This window comes from Roseibium sp. AWQ4_290, assembly GCF_056160985.1.
The window spans coordinates 161,286-176,559 of the sequence record NZ_JBSWYG010000008.1 but is presented as its reverse complement, the minus strand read 5'-3'; the positions used below and the strand labels follow the sequence as shown (position 1 = coordinate 176,559).

Annotated in this window: 17 protein-coding genes and 2 tRNA genes; 6 read left to right on the top strand and 13 right to left on the bottom strand. The window is 57.6% G+C overall.

Annotation, left to right across the window (positions count from 1 at the left end; translation table 11 throughout):
• Nucleotides 1–24: 24 nt before the first annotated feature.
• The 4 genes from ACXAH0_RS10295 to ACXAH0_RS10280 all read right to left on the bottom strand — a co-directional run bounded on the left by ACXAH0_RS10295 (nucleotide 25) and on the right by ACXAH0_RS10280 (nucleotide 3,937).
• Nucleotides 25–339 carry a lipid-A-disaccharide synthase N-terminal domain-containing protein gene (locus ACXAH0_RS10295; protein WP_475173243.1) on the bottom strand — a complete coding sequence of 105 codons (315 nt, stop codon included), beginning with the start codon at nucleotides 337–339 and terminating at the stop codon, nucleotides 25–27.
• 67 nt (nucleotides 340–406) lie between these two features.
• Nucleotides 407–1,168 (bottom strand): glycosyltransferase family 2 protein, encoded by a 762-nt coding sequence (locus tag ACXAH0_RS10290; RefSeq protein WP_475173245.1) that lies wholly within the window; start codon nucleotides 1,166–1,168, stop codon nucleotides 407–409.
• Entirely contained in the window at nucleotides 1,165–2,076 is a 912-nt protein-coding gene (locus ACXAH0_RS10285; protein WP_475190883.1) for a phosphatase PAP2 family protein, read from the bottom strand. The genes ACXAH0_RS10290 and ACXAH0_RS10285 overlap by 4 nt, the downstream gene beginning before the upstream one ends.
• Nucleotides 2,060–3,937, bottom strand: coding sequence for a glycosyltransferase family 39 protein (locus ACXAH0_RS10280; protein ID WP_475173250.1), 1,878 nt, complete (start codon nucleotides 3,935–3,937; stop codon nucleotides 2,060–2,062). The genes ACXAH0_RS10285 and ACXAH0_RS10280 overlap by 17 nt, the downstream gene beginning before the upstream one ends.
• Before the next feature lie 167 nt (nucleotides 3,938–4,104).
• Here ACXAH0_RS10280 and ACXAH0_RS10275 point away from each other — a divergent pair, with 167 nt between their 5' ends.
• Together ACXAH0_RS10275 and ACXAH0_RS10270 are read left to right on the top strand one after the other, a co-directional pair.
• Entirely contained in the window at nucleotides 4,105–4,944 is an 840-nt protein-coding gene (locus tag ACXAH0_RS10275; RefSeq protein ID WP_475173251.1) for a phosphodiesterase, read from the top strand.
• Entirely contained in the window at nucleotides 4,941–5,498 is a 558-nt protein-coding gene (locus ACXAH0_RS10270; RefSeq protein WP_475190880.1) for a CAP domain-containing protein, read from the top strand. The genes ACXAH0_RS10275 and ACXAH0_RS10270 overlap by 4 nt, the downstream gene beginning before the upstream one ends.
• Nucleotides 5,499–5,713: 215 nt before the next feature.
• Here ACXAH0_RS10270 and ACXAH0_RS10265 read toward each other — a convergent pair whose 3' ends face one another.
• Entirely contained in the window at nucleotides 5,714–6,985 is a 1,272-nt protein-coding gene (locus ACXAH0_RS10265) for a YcaO-like family protein (protein ID WP_475190877.1), read from the bottom strand.
• A gap of 385 nt (nucleotides 6,986–7,370) precedes the next feature.
• Between ACXAH0_RS10265 and ACXAH0_RS10260 the strand changes: the two genes are divergently transcribed.
• Together ACXAH0_RS10260 and ACXAH0_RS10255 are read left to right on the top strand one after the other, a co-directional pair.
• Nucleotides 7,371–7,661 carry a hypothetical protein gene (locus ACXAH0_RS10260; RefSeq protein WP_475173258.1) on the top strand — a complete coding sequence of 97 codons (291 nt, stop codon included), beginning with the start codon at nucleotides 7,371–7,373 and terminating at the stop codon, nucleotides 7,659–7,661.
• Between the two features lie 71 nt (nucleotides 7,662–7,732).
• Entirely contained in the window at nucleotides 7,733–8,029 is a 297-nt protein-coding gene (locus ACXAH0_RS10255) for a hypothetical protein (RefSeq protein WP_475173260.1), read from the top strand.
• Here the strand turns inward: ACXAH0_RS10255 and ACXAH0_RS10250 are convergent.
• On the bottom strand, nucleotides 8,021–9,889 hold the full coding sequence (locus tag ACXAH0_RS10250) for a BTAD domain-containing putative transcriptional regulator (protein WP_475190873.1): 1,869 nt from the start codon (nucleotides 9,887–9,889) through the stop codon (nucleotides 8,021–8,023). The genes ACXAH0_RS10255 and ACXAH0_RS10250 overlap by 9 nt on opposite strands.
• A 306-nt stretch (nucleotides 9,890–10,195) precedes the next feature.
• Between ACXAH0_RS10250 and ACXAH0_RS10245 the strand changes: the two genes are divergently transcribed.
• Nucleotides 10,196–10,444: a hypothetical protein gene (locus tag ACXAH0_RS10245; protein WP_475190870.1), complete on the top strand. Its 249-nt coding sequence runs from the start codon at nucleotides 10,196–10,198 to the stop codon at nucleotides 10,442–10,444.
• A gap of 373 nt (nucleotides 10,445–10,817) precedes the next feature.
• Here the strand turns inward: ACXAH0_RS10245 and ACXAH0_RS10240 are convergent.
• Both ACXAH0_RS10240 and ACXAH0_RS10235 read right to left on the bottom strand, forming a co-directional pair.
• Nucleotides 10,818–10,894 (bottom strand) — tRNA-Arg (locus ACXAH0_RS10240).
• Nucleotides 10,895–11,028: 134 nt separating this feature from the next.
• Nucleotides 11,029–11,334 carry an ETC complex I subunit gene (locus ACXAH0_RS10235; protein WP_475173266.1) on the bottom strand — a complete coding sequence of 102 codons (306 nt, stop codon included), beginning with the start codon at nucleotides 11,332–11,334 and terminating at the stop codon, nucleotides 11,029–11,031.
• A 433-nt stretch (nucleotides 11,335–11,767) separates the two neighbouring features.
• On the opposite strand from ACXAH0_RS10235, the gene ACXAH0_RS10230 reads away from it, so the two are divergent.
• Nucleotides 11,768–12,028 (top strand): hypothetical protein, encoded by a 261-nt coding sequence (locus ACXAH0_RS10230; protein ID WP_475190865.1) that lies wholly within the window; start codon nucleotides 11,768–11,770, stop codon nucleotides 12,026–12,028.
• A gap of 100 nt (nucleotides 12,029–12,128) precedes the next feature.
• Here ACXAH0_RS10230 and ACXAH0_RS10225 read toward each other — a convergent pair whose 3' ends face one another.
• From ACXAH0_RS10225 to ACXAH0_RS10205, 5 genes are all read right to left on the bottom strand, one after another.
• A complete protein-coding gene (locus tag ACXAH0_RS10225) occupies nucleotides 12,129–12,956 on the bottom strand; it encodes a hypothetical protein (protein ID WP_475190862.1) in 828 nt (275 codons plus the stop codon).
• A gap of 291 nt (nucleotides 12,957–13,247) precedes the next feature.
• Nucleotides 13,248–13,661, bottom strand: coding sequence for a VOC family protein (locus ACXAH0_RS10220; RefSeq protein ID WP_475173272.1), 414 nt, complete (start codon nucleotides 13,659–13,661; stop codon nucleotides 13,248–13,250).
• Between the two features lie 82 nt (nucleotides 13,662–13,743).
• Nucleotides 13,744–13,820: transfer RNA gene (locus tag ACXAH0_RS10215), tRNA-Pro, on the bottom strand.
• Nucleotides 13,821–13,927: 107 nt separating this feature from the next.
• Nucleotides 13,928–14,419 carry a DUF192 domain-containing protein gene (locus tag ACXAH0_RS10210; RefSeq protein ID WP_475173273.1) on the bottom strand — a complete coding sequence of 164 codons (492 nt, stop codon included), beginning with the start codon at nucleotides 14,417–14,419 and terminating at the stop codon, nucleotides 13,928–13,930.
• 193 nt (nucleotides 14,420–14,612) lie between these two features.
• Nucleotides 14,613–15,194 (bottom strand): cold-shock protein, encoded by a 582-nt coding sequence (locus ACXAH0_RS10205; RefSeq protein WP_475173275.1) that lies wholly within the window; start codon nucleotides 15,192–15,194, stop codon nucleotides 14,613–14,615.
• Nucleotides 15,195–15,274: the final 80 nt, after the last annotated feature.

Genomic DNA, 15,274 nt, shown 5'->3' with positions numbered 1-15,274 from the left:
TAGCAAGGTTCAACAGCGGCAGGATCAGATAGTTGGATCCTGCCGCTTTTCCTTGAAGATAAGCCACAAGTTCCGGAAATAGATCACCAGCCCGAGCCCCTGCCCGGCGATAAAGACCGGGTCCTGACGCTGGATCGCATAGATCAAAAGCAGAGATCCGCCGGCGATGGAAAAGAACCAGAACGCCACCGGCACAATCGACCGGCCAACCCGTTCCGACGCGATCCACTGGATCACAAAGCGCATCATGAACATGCCTTGCGCGAAAAATCCCAGGATGATCCAGAAGTCGAACTGTTCAACAAAGACGGTATGCAGCCAGTCGTAAAGAGCACTCATTTGGCAGGTCCATTCGGTCCAGTCGGGTTAACACCCGTTGTTTTTATCAAGGCGGGTCCAGCGCCAGTCAGGTAAGCGGCCGCACGGACGGTCTCTTTTTTCTGCGGCGCCGCAGCCACCAGACCCCCACCAGATCCAGTATGCCAACGAGGGCCCGGTCAAAAATACCGTATTTCGAGGTTCCATGACGGCGCTGGCGGTCCTGAACATCGATATGGACAACATCAAAGCCTTCGCGGATCACGAGGGCAGGCAGGAAGCGGTGCCAGCTGTCGAAATAGGGCAACTGCAGAAAGACTTCCCGGCGCAGAGCCTTCAGACCACAGCCGCTGTCACGGGTCTTGTCCTTCAAGATCGCGCCTCGGATCTTGTTCGCAAATTTCGACGCATACCGCTTGGCCAGGCTCGCCTTGCGCCCCAGCCGCTGCCCGGCCGCAAGCGCGATGTCAGGCCCCGCTGCCTGCAGCGCATCGAGCAGCTGCGGGATATAAGCCGGATTGTTTTCGCCATCGCCGTCAATGGTGGCAACCACGTCCCCGCGCGCATGCTGCACGCCGGTCCGCACGGCACAGCTTTGCCCGCAGGAGCTTTCGTGGCGCACCGGGCGCAGCCAGTCATGGGTGGCCGCGTAATCCTGAAGCACGATATCGGTCCCGTCGGAAGAACCGTCATCCACAACGATCACCTCAAACGTCCGGCCCGAGAGGGCCGTTTCGATCTCGTCCAGCAAAATGGGCAGGTTCTGTGCCTCATCCTTTGCCGGAACGACAACCGTCACGGCCAGGGTTCCCTTGCTGGCCGCAAGACCTTCAAGATAGCTTTGTGTCATGAAACTGTCCGTTCCGTTTCATCCGCAGGCGCGGTTTCGTTCAAGACCCGCGTCAAGCCGCGCTGGCCACGCAGCACCTGCCACGCTCTGCGGCCACATGCCTTGGCAGAGCGCGCATTCATGTTCGGCTCGATCTTGCCAGAGGCATTGAGATGAAATCCGATCCGGCGGCTGGCCATGGCGCGGACTGTGAAGAAAGTGAAGGTCATCCCGAGCAGGGTTCCGGCAATCACATCACTGGGGTAATGGGCGCCGACCATGACACGGCTGAACGCGAGCCAGAACCCGGCCACAATGATCAGCCAGCGATAGGCGGGAAAGATAAAGGCCAGCGCAGTGGCAAGGGCTGCAACCGTGGTCGAATGTCCCGACGGAAAGCTGGTATAGGTGCCATCAAAAGCCAGAAAGTCGAAGCGGACCGGACCGACTTGCTCATAGAGCTTCGGCCGGGCCCGGCCAAGGGACCATTTGAAGGCGATCGCCAACAATCCGGTTGCAGCGACTGAATAGAAGATAAAGGCCGCATAGGTGAAGACAGAGCCGACCGCCATGCGCAGACGGAACGCGAACCGGCTTGCATCCTGCGCCAAAAGAAACAGGCACACGAGGCCAGTCGAGATCAGAATCCAGTCTGCCTTGCCAAAATCGGTGAAAGCGCGGAAGGCGTTGCGATATTCATTGGGCAAGGACCGGAGCCAGGGATAGGTCGGCACATCAAACACAACAACGGCCACCCCTACCGTCAGGAGCAGGATGGCCAGGATGTCCTGCGGTCTTTGCCCCGGAGGCAGCGGATCCAGATTGTGTCGGACCCGGTCCCTGCGGCCGGAAAAAAGCATCCCGGCCCGGCGGACATTCCCGCGCATCCGCGCCAGAATCCGGCCTGTACCGCTATTGCTGCTTGTCATTTCCGTTTTGTGCACCCGTGGTTCCCGCTGCGGCCGTTTGGTAAAGCGCGATGTCGAGGTCATCTCCACCATTAATATTCAGGCCGTCTACCCTTTTTCGGACCACGGGCACAAGACCATTCTCCTTTGCAGCAGCCAAAAACGCCGCTTCATCCCGGCTTTCTATGACGGCAACCCGGCAGGAATGCGTCTGCCCCGCCTCCGGCTCCGCCAGGAAGTCTGCCGCCCCTTTCGGTGAAATAATCTTCGTTCCGGTCCCTTCCAGGAAAATAAAACTCGGTTCGTGGAACCCGGCGGTCACGACCTGCCGCGCGGATTTTTCGCCGCATCCAGGGATCTCATCAAGAGCGGCCACAAGTCTGGGGCTGACCCAGATCGGGGTCAGGGCCGGGCCAACAAATCCCCAGACACCGATGGCCACGCTGATCCCGCACAGGGCCGCCGACGGCAGCGCCTTGAGCGCGGGCCCACGCAGGAGACGGGACGCGGCAGCCAGCGCGAATCCGGCCCCAATACCCACCAGCACCACGCCCGGAGGCGATGGCCAGGTCTTCAACACAAACGGTCCGGCAAAGGCCGCAGCCGCAAGGCCAACAGGGGGCAGTGCCAGGAGGACCGCAGCCAGGATCCGCGCCCATCTTTTGGCGCTCTCCCCAGCTCCCTCCAGCAGGGCGGCGGCCACCGGCAGCGCCAGCGCAGGCAGGAGCGGCATGGTATAGTGCGGCAATTTTGTTGCCACCAGCTCGAAGACAACCCAACTGGGCACGAACCAGCAAAGGGAAAAGACAACCAGAGGGCTGGCCCGCTCTTTCCAGACCAGCGGCAGCGACAGGACGAAAAAGGCAGGGAGCGGCCAGAACACACCGAGCATGGCCACCAGATGTGTCAGCGGTGGCGCGCCATGTCCTTCCTGGCCTTGGCCCACCTTGCCAAGAAGATCCTTGCCGATGGCCTCGGTAAAGAAGGTCCCGTCCGTCGCAATCCAGATGGCGACGAACCAGGGGGAGACAAGAAGCAGGAACCAAACCAGTCCGAGCAGCGGTGAGGCGGCCTTGAACCATTTCGCTTTCCGCGTCAGGGCGATCAGGGCCACCACCGTCAGACCGACGACCATCGGGCCAACCGGCCCCTTGATGAGAACGCTGCCGGCAAGCGCTGTCCAAAAGACAAGGCTGAGACCCCATAATCGTTTTCCCGGGTCCTTCAACCAGATCCGAGCCAGGGCCCCTTGCGCGATCAGAACCGTCGCAAGCAGAACCGCATCTGTTTTTGCAAGGCGCGCCTCCACCCCGACAATAATCGCCAGCGCAACGAACATGCCCACGATAAGCGCCCCAGCAGGCCCCAAAAACGCCCGCGCCATCCAGAAGGCTGCAAGCACACTGAGCACAGCCCCGAGCAAAGACGGCAAACGGTACGTCCAGAGCGGAGCGTCGGGCCCAAGGCCGGTCAGCTTCACGGCGCCCGCCTGAAGCCAATAGATGCCAACCGGCTTCTTGTGGCGGGGCTGGTCCTGGAACCTTATGTCAATGTAGTCCCCGCGTTCCAGCATCTGCTTGGTCGCCTGGGTAAAACGGGGTTCATCCCGGTCCAGAGGCGGCACAGTCCATTGCCCCGGAACGAACAGGACCAACGCAAGAAAGAGCAGTATGAACGGGGCCGTGATGTCATGCCCGGTCAATTTCAACCAGAAAGGTTTCGGGAATGGATGTTTTTCAGAGCCGGTCTCTATGCCATTCGAGCGGTCTGGAGACACCGGCACAGCCTCCTCAGCCAGATCAACATCGGCGGGCCCGCTTGTCCCGCCGGCCCCTGTCCGGTTCAGTCCCTGCCCATCCGGGCTGCCGCTCTCATTTGCCATAAACACCGTTTCCAATGTCAAAACCGCCTGGTGCCTTCTCAAAAGCCCCCACCGTTGCAGCTTCTCCTACATGAGCTTTCCAAAAAGGGAAACAAGAGCTTGCCCTCTTGAAGCACTTGGCTATCGTTCGCTCACCTTGTCTACACACCGAGTCACCAGGTTTCCACATGACTTTGATCGCGCAGATTACGGACTTGCATCTTCGCCCGCGGGGGCTGGCCTGCTACCGGGTTTCCGACACCAACATGATGGCCGAGCGGGCGGTCCGTTCCCTGAAAGCCCTGACCCCGGCCGCAGACGCGGTTGTTGTGACCGGGGACCTGACGGACCGGGACGACCCGCGCGAATATGCCCTGGCCCGGCAAATTCTGGCGCAGCTGGAGCTGCCGGTCTATCTGCTTCCGGGCAACCACGACAGCAGCGACACCATGCGCCGGGAGATGCGGGACTTTCCCGGTCTCTGCGAGACCACTGGCGGAAAAATTCACTATGCAGCCACCATTGGTGGTCTGCGCTTGATTGCGCTCGATTCGCATTTGCCCGGCAAACCGTCCGGAGAACTTGGCACGGCGCAGCTCAGCTGGCTTGACAGGGAACTCAACGCCAGTTCCGAGCCAACGTTGATTGCCCTGCACCATCCACCAGCCCTGTCCGGGATTGCCCATATGGATGCCATGGGGCTACAGGATGCGGCGGCTCTGGCTGAGGTTCTTACCCCTTACAGTCACGTGGAGCGGATTTTGTGCGGCCACCTGCACCGGCCGATCATCAGCAGCTTTGCCGGAACCGTTATGACGCTGGCGCCGAGCACCGGGCATCAGGTGGACCTGGATCTGACCGGTAAGGGCGATGCCCTGTTCACCTTTGAACCGCCTGCCTATTTTCTGCACTACCATACGGACAAAGCTGGCGTGGTCACCCACATGGCCTATGTGGAACGCTATCCGGGACCGTTTCATTTTTTTGCCGATGACGGGGTAGTCTGGCCTGGAGACGAACCCTCATGAACCCCATAGGTCACAGTATAAGCTTGAAAGCGGCGCTGGTGGTGCTCGCCCTTCTGGGCCTTGCTGCCTGCGGCGCCCTGCCCGGGTCCGGTGAGCTGGAAAACAGGACCATCTTGACGGATCAGAATGTTGACACAGCTCAGATGCTGTCCATGATCAACGCTTACCGGGCACAAAACGGCCAGCCGCCGCTGCAACACGATCCCTCTCTTGACGCCGTTTCCCAGAAGATGGCCCGGCACATTGCCGGCCGGGATAGCATGGACACCTGGGCGCATAGCGCGTTCGGCCTTTCCCAAAGGCTCGACAAGGCCGGATATGCCAATTACGCGGCAGCGGAGAATCTGGGCGCTGGCTATGCCGACCTGCCGGCCGCCTTCCGGGGCTGGCAAGGCTCGCAAGGGCACAACAAAAATCTGCTCAATCCCTATGTCACCCGGGTCGGCATCGCAAGAACCAATCGCAACACAGGCAAATGGCGCAATTTTTGGGTTATGACCCTGTCCCGGCCAGTCGCAGACGGGCGCCCGGATCTCAGGCAAAAGGACAGATAAAAAAGGGCGGGAAATCCCCGCCCAGTTTCTTCCAGAGATCGGACGACCCAATCGCCATCCGGACACCCGCCCTCAATTGTTGAGTGCAAGAGTCATGTTTTAATATCTCCCGCGCAGGCCCCTGTCAATCTCAGGACATGTCATTCCAGAGCTGCCGCAAGTGTCACCAATGCTCGCCCACTCCCGGTTTCAAATGGGTCCCAAAGGGAAGCAGCTCAAAAGGGAAACGGCCGCGCGGCGAATTCCGCTTCGGTTCCAGGTGTCTTACGAAGCCCCCTGTCGACAACCCCCTGGTAGAGCCGCTCCTTGCCGAAGCGGGGCTCCCAGCTGCAAAGATCCTTCGACAGAAGCTTAATGCACGGAATGTTCAGATCGGACCGGGTGGCCTCGAATTCCCAGATTTCCATGCCCTTTTCCTGGCAGGCCCGTAAAAGCTGGTTGTAGCAAAATTCATCTGCCAGCCCCTTCGGGTCCGCTTGCGGGACCCGTTTCAGGGGTAAATCCTCCAAAATCGAGGATGTACGGGCATAGGCAAGATGCGTTGGCAGTGGACCGGACCGGCCAGTTTCAGCCTCCTGTCTGCGATAGGCCTGTTCCATCAATGACAGGGAATTTTCAGATTGGAGCAGCTCAGTCACCGCCGAAAAACACGCAGATTCAAGGTTCCAGCCCGCTGACGCTCCAAAAGCTGCATGATATCCACCGTCGCCGTAAGAGACCGCAATCACCACATGAACCGGTAAATCCGTATCGACATGATAGACACCCCAGGACCGTGGTTGTTCATCGAGAAATTCGACAAGCATTTTGGGCAAAACCGGTCGAATTTGAGTAAAATGCAACCTAGTTATCCCCAGGCGGTTGTACCACGCCTGAGCCACGGCATCCCGCTCCACAAGTTCCAGAAGAGCGCGCTCCCGAGCGCCCTGCACATCCTGCCAAACCGCACACCCGACAGATGAGGCAAGTCCCTGCCCCACCGCCCCATCGGAAGTCGCTTCACCGAACAAAAACGCGATAGCTGGAAGCAGCTTTCGCTCACCCCCTCCAAGACGAACGACCTCTACTTGCCTTAAGGTCATTACAGCATCGTCGGACACCCCAGCGGTCGCATTCTCAGCAGCCTCGCCCTCCACCGCCAGACGCGCTTTCCACTGCTGCTTGCTAAAGCCAAGCAAACGTCCAATTTCTACCAGTGATTGTTTTTGAGATGTGATCTTTACCCTGGTATCTCCAGCCCCTTGAGAACAAAGACTCACTCTCTCAGCAAGTTCTCCTATACAACTTAAAGATGCTTTCTTTAGTGTGGCCCCCTGGCCTCCGGCTGGGATAGGACGGTACAAGCCGCCCGGACTGGCTGCGCCGTCTGCAGGAGGCTGGATCAAACCGGTGCAAAACTGAATAGGACACCCGCGCCGCTCGAGCGGAACAAGGCGGAACTCAAATTTGGATATAAACGGCAGAAAGAGGCGCAAATCTTCGCACAAAAGTGTGAGTTCGCCTGGGTCGTTCTCCTGACTTTGGGACAGAAGTCCGAGAGCACAGAGATCGCCTACAATCTTGTCTTGTAAAGACCCGTTTATACGCACCCTGCCCCACTTCGCGCTTGGCCTTGAGTCACCCTAAAAACGCCGGCAAATCAGTTCGAAATTACTAGTTTTCGCGCAACAATTGCAACAGTTGACTTTCTAGTTTTCCTCTATTGAGCAATTTTTTTTGCTAGTTCACTATTTAACACGAAAAGGTTCAAATCAAAGTAAACGCTTACCCACAGAAAGTTTTTACTTTACCAAGAACACTTTTCTTTTTGGCCTAGTGACCATCCAACCACGCGCCAATCAACTGTACAACTTTCACTACACGAGGCTTGTTATGCACGCTAAAACGAACTCTAAGACCGAAATGGAAATCGGTGCTAAACTTGGTGACATTATCCAGAACGCCTCTGCCCGTCAGGATCTCATCGACAACCCTTCGCAGGTTCTGACCTCCGTTGGTGCAAAAGCCGATGTCGACATCCTTGCTGACACAGCTGATCTCGTTCACCTGGTTGTACCGGCACAGGTTGATGCCGACCGCGTCCAGGCTGGCGACGAAAGCTATTTTGAAGAACTCGGCCTGGCTGCTCTGGGCAGCTGCTTCTACGAAGACCTGCCGGAGTAAGCCGCTCCCGCCCGTCATTCCGCCTGGACCCTTGGGTCCAGGCGGCCTAACCTTCTGCAGGACGGAACCAAATGGCCCGCTTTCCCTATCACAAAAGCAATATCAAAGCTCTGGGCCGGTTGCTTGCGCAAGCGGCTGTCGACGAGACGGTGCGCACGGAGCTGGAAAAGGACCCCAAGCGGGTTCTGGAACAGCTCGGATTGCCAAAGGTGACAACAGACCTGCTCACTTTCCAGGTGGTGTCAGAGAGCAAGGACCGGAAGACGGTTGCTCTGCCCTTCAAGCTGAACAAAGACAAACTGACACGCAAAGACCCGAACTATCTGGCTGAGCTGTCAGACCTGTTTCCAAAAGCCTGCTTAAACTGAGCTGTCGCCGGTCAAAAGAAACTTTTGGACCATCTCCGCGCCCTTATCGAAATTGGCACGAATTCGCTTGTCCTGAAAGAAGTTCACCCGCTGGCGCCAGTCATTCGGGTCATGCAGGTCTCCAGGCGACTGTCTCAGCAAAGAAATCCGATGCTCACCAAATCGCTGCAGCGTTTGGATGGCCTCTTCATGGCGCCCGGCGCATAACAGGGCGGCTATCCGGGTGGTCAATCCGCCGATGCTGACGCCAGCCCCGCGTTCGATATGCGTGATCGCCCCTTCATAGTCTTCCGACGCAAAGTAGATATTGGCCAGATATTCATAAAAGACGCGAGGAACAAACGCGAACAGGTTGAAGGCCTTGTCCGCAGTCAACCGGGCCTCGTCCACATCCCCCGAAAAGGCCAGCCCTTCGGCAACCGACATGAGATTGGACGGATCAGACGAGCTTAACCGGCCCGCATTTTGAAAGGCACGCCGCGCTTCCTGGGGCATATTGGACAGGATCAGGGCCCAGCCGTAGACCCGCTGGTTCACCGCTTGCCAGGGATCCAGAACGATGGCCTGTTCGGCAAGATCCAAAAGATCGCTCATCCCGTCCGCGGTTGTGCGATCATGCAGCGGAAAATGCAGGGCCTGCTTCATGATGATCGAAGCCTTGCCCGCATAGGTGCGGGAAAAATTCCGGTTGGTCCGCTCCAGCTCATTCAAAAGGCGCATCGCCTTTTCATCGGACTGGGGGGTAAAATCCCATAACAGCGCCTCTGCTTGGCACCAGCGGGCGAACACGGATGTGTTGGCCGGATTACGGAGTTTGTCGGTCGCATGGGTATGGACCCGGCTGACGATATGGCTCGCAGCTGGAAGAATGCCGTTCCAGAAAGCAAGGTCGACAATTTCGTTGAAGACGATCTGGCCTGTGGCCCGGTCCTCAAACTGTACGACAACCTTGCCCGAGCGCTCATCATGGCGGAACCGCAGCAGATAGCTGCCCAGTTCATGCCCTTCCACAAGCGTTGGATCAGGCGCGTTTTCCTCGCCGAAATATTCTGAATGATAAAGGTCAAAGGAACGGAAGGATGACAGGCCGGACACAATCTCCTCGCGCAGATAGATCGCATCGTTCAGATTGGACTTTGCCAGCGAAGCAGAGACCACGTAGACTTCCGGGAGGGTGACCACCGTGTCCGAATTCGGCAAGGCCGTCAGCATGGTCTGCACCTCGCCCGGACGCCGGAATTCCTTTTCCTGCCAGCTTCCATCCTCCGGCTCGGCCAGCAGCGCCCGGGTCTCCCTGTCGGGCGCTGCATCCAGATGCAGTTTCATCTCCCGTTCGCAGGTCTTGAGCTGCTGCTCCGCCCGGTCCCGCTGTCCAAGTTTCAGATACAATCTGATGAGCACCCTGTGGGCCGATTCAAGCGCAGGGTCCAGCTTGAGCAAAAACCGGCCGCCCGCTTCCACCTGAACACCGCCATCCGTCGTGGAGATCTGATTGAGGTGCTTGAAGGCCGCCGTCATAACTTCCGAGCGCACCCGTTCACGCTCGATATGCAGCCAGTCTGAAAACTCCGGATCAATTTCCTCAAATCCGGTGAGGAACTCCCCCCGCCACAGGTCTTCGGCCTTCCGGAAGTCTTCAGCCCGCCCCCGCTCAAGCAGTTTGAGGAGCTGCGTTAAATCTGAGGAAAACTCTTCGGCATCCAGTTTGACGTGCCCTGCGGAGGTTTGAAGCACATCGAAACCGGCCTGCTCTTCGGCACTTTTCAACTGGCGCAGCGCCTGCCGCAGCGACTGCATGGCCTTAGTCCGTTCAGCATTGCTCCACAGAAGGTCTGCAAGGACCTCCCGGTGCGCGGTCATGCCGCTAATCCGGCTCAGATACCCCATAATAGCCAAGGCCTTACGAGTTTTTACCGGAACGGGCTCTCCTCGCTTATCAAGAAGCAAAGGACGCCCAAGACATGCAAGGCAGGACGCGTTTGCCATTGACTCCCCGTTTTTGGCCGCATGTGCAAGGGTGCTTGACAGCGCTGCTTCCAATGCCACACAACTACTATGTACAACAGCACCTTATCACGCTCTTGTCACGCTGCAACAGCATGCTACTTTTGGATGGTTACAGCAGCCGCGCTGCAAACAGCAAATCGAATATTGGTGGGTAGTGTCATGTCAAAGACAGTCAACAAAGCGGATCGTTCGGCCGCCGAACAGGAACCGGCGGTCGAAGCAATCAAACGCATGATTCGGTATACGAAGAAGGAAGCCGACAAAGATGGCCGCACCTTCTGTTCTTACTGCCTCGATATGGCGCTTCAGTCTCTTGAAGACGGCTCGGAAGAACTGGACATGATCCTGAAGACCAAGATCACACCGCTCATGGTTGGCCAGGCAGGCGCGGAACAGCGCAAGTCCTGATACCGGCGCACTGACCGGCACAGACAAGACGCACCGCGTCGGCGCATATTTCGTGCCCATGCGGGAACAGGCAGCGTCTTGATCTGCAGGTCCGCCCAAAGGTGTGCGCGCATATTGCAGTGCGCGCTCACGCTCTGATTTACCGAACGTTTTACGCCCCTCAATCACATTAACGGAGCTGATCACCGCACTCACTCCGCGTGCGAGAACCATGCTGCCGAAAACGTCCCAGACACAGACCTGCGTTGCCTAACGCCGCCGCCGGACGTCCATTCGGGGCAGACGAGGCGCGCCCCCGGTGCGGCACGAGGTTGTAACCCATGTCTCCGGTACAAACTGTGACCTATGTCTCCGGATCGGACACTTAAGAGAGTGGCGACCCCGGCAGGATTCGAACCTGCGACCATTCGCTTAGAAGGCGAGTGCTCTATCCAGCTGAGCTACGGGGCCTGATCTCTAAGTACTCTGCCTTCAGGCCGACTGTGACCCTTAAAATCGGTTTTACCCGGCCTGTCGATCCGTTTGCGCCAGTTTCAACAGACAAATCCGGATTTTTGCTTCATGACACGCTATCGGGTCAATTCTTAGTGGGTCCAGGGAGCGACCCGGTTGAACTTGAAATTATCCGCATAGGCCGTACCCTTGACCTTGCGCTCATGGGCTTTTTCCACCCGGTGGGCAATGCCATGGCGTTTGGCATAGGCCACAGCCTCTTCCTGCGTGTCGAAAGACAGCCTGACCTGCTGTTTCATATCCGAAGAGGACGTATAGCCCATCAACGGTTCAACGGATTTGGCCGTTTCCGGCTCATAATCCAGAACCCAGCGCTGGGTCTTGGCCTTGCCGGATTGCATGGCGGTCTTCGCCGGTCGGTAAATGCGCGCAACCATTTCGCTGCCTTTCAACAGAGCGTTGGGCCTCTCGGCCCATCCTTTGCTTTTTCCCGCCTTTGCATGCGAAGTCAACTCCGTTCTTGAAGGCAAGAGGTTCCCGCATGCCCAGGGTCGTGCAAACCGGTAGCCCCAGGTCTGCGCCTTTCCCGTTGAATCAGATGGCAAATCAAGGTGTGATAGTTTTCTGACAGAAAAGTATGAAACCCAATTCAAATCTTACGTCCTAAAACCGCCTGATTAATATTTAGAGTTGCAACAATAGATAAACTATCGAGATGGCATTTAACTGTGCAGTGTGCTAGTTAGCCACTTTAGCGAGAGCGCGGCTCGATTGGGCGGGACCTTTCCGGTTCGTGCAATTGCTTCGTTTTGATGCCGGCATTTGGCGCCGACACATTATTTTATAACCAGACTTTACTGAGCAGGACGCATGCATCACAACATTCATAAGAGGTTCGGGCCCTACCTGCCCGAACATGCCAGTCCGGGCTCCGGCACCATGGCGGCAACACCTGATACACTGTCTCCGCGCAAGCTGAAATCGGCCGTCGATGCGGCCAATCTCACCGAAATGTGGGACATGATTCTGACTCTCGACTATGGCGTCGCCAAAGTGGACGACCTGCCCCATGGTCGGCAGGACGAATTTCTCAATGTCATGTCGCTTCTCCTCCAGGCTTTTGACCGGTAGTCCCTCCGGTCTTTGATCCTTTTGGCACGCGTCAATTTCAAGCGGTGCGCCTGACTGATTTGAACCGGCCCATTTGACGAGCCGCTGCCTGGTGCGCAAGTCACCGAAGCCGGACGGGACCGGCAGCAGGCGACATGAGGCTGCTGCTGTCCCTGCGCAGGTCGTAGCTCAAAAGCTGACTAAGATCGCTCGGACCGCCCACCTCAGAAACAAGATCCTCCTCAAAAAGGGCCTCGCAGAAAGGTCCGGCAAAGCCCTCAGCCGCCCGGCGGGTCAAATAGGCAAGCACCCGCGTGCGCCCATGCCTGTCCTTGATCCGGTCCCGGAGAGCCGCCGTTGAAAACGCCTCTGCCATGATTAGAAAACTGGTCCGCGTGTCCTGGCAAATGCGGTGATCCGGGAAATTGGCTTCCAGCTCCCCAATGATGACCGGAAGCTCCAGCTCCTTCTCCTCCCAGTCCGCATAGGCTTTCAAGGCACTCAAGGGTGCCCGGGTTCCAGCCAGGCAGATCCGCAAAGTAGCGGGCCCGTTTTCAATCATGGGGGCCAGTTTCGCTTGATAACGGCTGTTGCGCAGCGTCTTGACCAGATACTCATAAAGGTCGTCTGAAAAGGTGTGCTTCCGGCACTCGAGCAAGTCGTCTCCGGCCCAAAGTTCCGCGCCGCAAGAGGCAAAAATACCCTGAAAAGCCCGCCTGACACTGGACGGGACCCGGCTCATCAGGTCGTTGTAATTCACGCTGGTGAGCAAATAGCTCGGACGGCTGGTGGCAAAGTCCCGCAAATAGGCTGCAAATTCATTGTCCACCGGGCCACATGTACCCTTCGCGACCGCATCAAGATCAAACAGAAAAACGTCCTGAACTGTGCTGACCGAAGGGGCTTCCGAAATCGATCCGGCCGGAAAAAGCTTTGCACTGAAAAACATATGCACACTCCTCAAATTTTGGCTCTGGAGCCGGTATGTGCAAAGATATGGCCAGTTTATGCTTAATGGCGCTCAGCATATTTTCCGTTTGTTTTCCAGCTATTTACATGGCGCGCTGGGCTATGGGACGCAGCAACCTGACCAGGCCAGCGCCGCTCAACAGGGAAGCCCGTGCCAGAATAGGGCACAGGCCTTCTGCATAAAATCCCGTAACGGCACCCCTTTTAACCATGGCCACCGCTCCAGCCTGCCCCGTGCAGCCCCCCGCTTTGTCTTTCCGGAAGCAGAATCCTAAGCAGCGAAGACGCCGTCAAAATCCCTGAAGCCTTTGACCTCGATCGGGTTGCCACTTGGATCAAAGAAAAACATGGTGCGCTGCTCGCCCGTCTCTCCTTCAAAGCGGACCACCGGGGGAATGTCGAACTGAATACCGGCATGTGCCAGCCGGTCCGCCAGGGTGACCCAGTCTTCCAGCGGCAGGACCACTCCCAGATGCGGCATCATTACCTTGTGATCGCCGACCTTGCCCGTGCGGGTAACCTCGAATGGCTTGCCGATATGAAGCGAGATCTGGTGGCCGAAAAAGTCAAAATCGACCCAAGTGTCCGTGCTGCGCCCTTCCTGGCACCCCAGCACATTTCCATAGAACTGTCGTGCCTCGTCAAGATCGGTAACATGATAGGCCAGATGGAACAGTGATCGCATGGGCGGTTCTCCTCGTCCTGCATGACAAGCGCAGCGCGTGTGCGGCCAGTTGTCAGCCAAACCGGTCAAATTTTGAGGAAAATGGTCGGGGCAGCAAGATTCGAACTTGCGACCCTCTGGTCCCAAACCAGATGCGCTACCAGGCTGCGCTATACCCCGAACGTTTGATTTTGCGGATGTAACTGCGTTCGTCTTTGAGGTCAAGAGGCCACAGACTGGAATTCAGAAGAAGAGCCCGGTCTCCCCGCCCCGTTTCGCTTTTTGCCCTATTCTCCGCCCATGGACGGGCTGGACACAAGGTCGCCCGGGCCAAAGCCCAGTTTTGCCGCCGTGCCCGCATTCAGTTCCAGCACATAGCGGGCCGGTCCATTGGAGGGAATGGTGTCTTCCGAATAAGGGCTCGTATCGGCAGCAATACTGACAATCTCGCCATTGGTGGCGATAAAGATGATATCGAGAGGAAGCGGTGTGTTCTTCATCCAGAAATACCGTTCGCCCTCAGTGTCGAATACGAACAACATCCCATGATCTGCGGCCATTTGATTGCGGAACATCAGTCCCCGGGCCCGCTCCTGGGCTGTTGCGGCTACCTCCACCCTGAAGCGGTGATCCGCGCCTTGCGCCCGCACAACGAGACTTTCCTGCACCAGCGAAGTTTGCGTGGTTTCAGCGCCAGCCCCAACCGCAGCCCCTGCCCCAAGACAGGCAGCGGCAATCATAAGCACTTTGGCAAATGTCGTAAGAAAACGCACGCTCATGGCACCTGAACCCGTTTTTGGCCCTGCTCTGACCTGCTGCATGGCCGTTGAAGACTGAAGCCTGCTGCCTTTGCCCCCCGCTCTGTCCCTGGACAGGCGGTTTTTGTTCAAAAGTGTGCGGAGCGGCTCAACCCTCACTTAAGAAAAAGGCCGGAAAAATCCGGCCTGCAAAAGAAAACATCTGTCTGTGGCGTCAATGCGACGCCGGAATATGCGTGCCGCTGCCCACGGGCCGGATTTCGGCGGCCATGCGGCCCTTCGGGCCGTCTCCGAAGCGGACCATCACATCCTGCCCCGGCCGCAATTCAGTGATCCCGAATCGGCGCAGGGTTTCCATGTGAATGAAGATATCTTCAGTGCCTTCGCCCTGGGTCAGGAAACCAAAGCCCTTGACACGGTTGAACCATTTGACGGTCGCTTTTTCAAACCCGCCTTCCGGCACCACCTGCACATGGGTGCGCGAGGGCGGCAGCTGCGAGGGATGCGTCGCCGTGGTTTCGTCCATCGACAGAATCCGGAAGGCCTGGAGGCCGCGCGGCCGGTCCAGCACTTCGCAAACAACGCGGGCGCCTTCATAAGCTGTCTGATATCCGTCGCGCCGCAAACAGGTCACGTGCAACAATATGTCGCCGTCTCCGCTGTCCGGCACGATGAAGCCATAGCCCTTGCCCACATCGAACCATTTAATTGTTCCGGCAATCTCGAATACGTCGACAGCAACGTCTTCTGCCACCGTATCGAGCGCGCGGGGTTCCCGAGCGGTCTTAACCCCCATAGCGATTGTGTCCCGTCTTTGGTCCGCATCATAAGGCCGAAGACGAGCTGCGACTCACCTGACGGCCGATTCCTAATAAA

Bases quoted from the DNA above. Each gene is read 5' to 3' on its own strand.
- ACXAH0_RS10295 (WP_475173243.1), bottom strand. From the start codon at position 339: ATGAGTGCTCTTTACGACTGGCTGCATACCGTCTTTGTTGAACAGTTC.
- ACXAH0_RS10290 (WP_475173245.1), bottom strand. From the start codon at position 1,168: ATGACACAAAGCTATCTTGAAGGTCTTGCGGCCAGCAAGGGAACCCTG.
- ACXAH0_RS10285 (WP_475190883.1), bottom strand. From the start codon at position 2,076: ATGACAAGCAGCAATAGCGGTACAGGCCGGATTCTGGCGCGGATGCGC.
- ACXAH0_RS10280 (WP_475173250.1), bottom strand. From the start codon at position 3,937: ATGGCAAATGAGAGCGGCAGCCCGGATGGGCAGGGACTGAACCGGACA.
- ACXAH0_RS10275 (WP_475173251.1), top strand. From the start codon at position 4,105: ATGACTTTGATCGCGCAGATTACGGACTTGCATCTTCGCCCGCGGGGG.
- ACXAH0_RS10270 (WP_475190880.1), top strand. From the start codon at position 4,941: ATGAACCCCATAGGTCACAGTATAAGCTTGAAAGCGGCGCTGGTGGTG.
- ACXAH0_RS10260 (WP_475173258.1), top strand. From the start codon at position 7,371: ATGCACGCTAAAACGAACTCTAAGACCGAAATGGAAATCGGTGCTAAA.
- ACXAH0_RS10255 (WP_475173260.1), top strand. From the start codon at position 7,733: ATGGCCCGCTTTCCCTATCACAAAAGCAATATCAAAGCTCTGGGCCGG.
- ACXAH0_RS10250 (WP_475190873.1), bottom strand. From the start codon at position 9,889: ATGACCGCGCACCGGGAGGTCCTTGCAGACCTTCTGTGGAGCAATGCT.
- ACXAH0_RS10245 (WP_475190870.1), top strand. From the start codon at position 10,196: ATGTCAAAGACAGTCAACAAAGCGGATCGTTCGGCCGCCGAACAGGAA.
- ACXAH0_RS10235 (WP_475173266.1), bottom strand. From the start codon at position 11,334: ATGGTTGCGCGCATTTACCGACCGGCGAAGACCGCCATGCAATCCGGC.
- ACXAH0_RS10230 (WP_475190865.1), top strand. From the start codon at position 11,768: ATGCATCACAACATTCATAAGAGGTTCGGGCCCTACCTGCCCGAACAT.
- ACXAH0_RS10225 (WP_475190862.1), bottom strand. From the start codon at position 12,956: ATGTTTTTCAGTGCAAAGCTTTTTCCGGCCGGATCGATTTCGGAAGCC.
- ACXAH0_RS10220 (WP_475173272.1), bottom strand. From the start codon at position 13,661: ATGCGATCACTGTTCCATCTGGCCTATCATGTTACCGATCTTGACGAG.
- ACXAH0_RS10210 (WP_475173273.1), bottom strand. From the start codon at position 14,419: ATGAGCGTGCGTTTTCTTACGACATTTGCCAAAGTGCTTATGATTGCC.
- ACXAH0_RS10205 (WP_475173275.1), bottom strand. From the start codon at position 15,194: ATGGGGGTTAAGACCGCTCGGGAACCCCGCGCGCTCGATACGGTGGCA.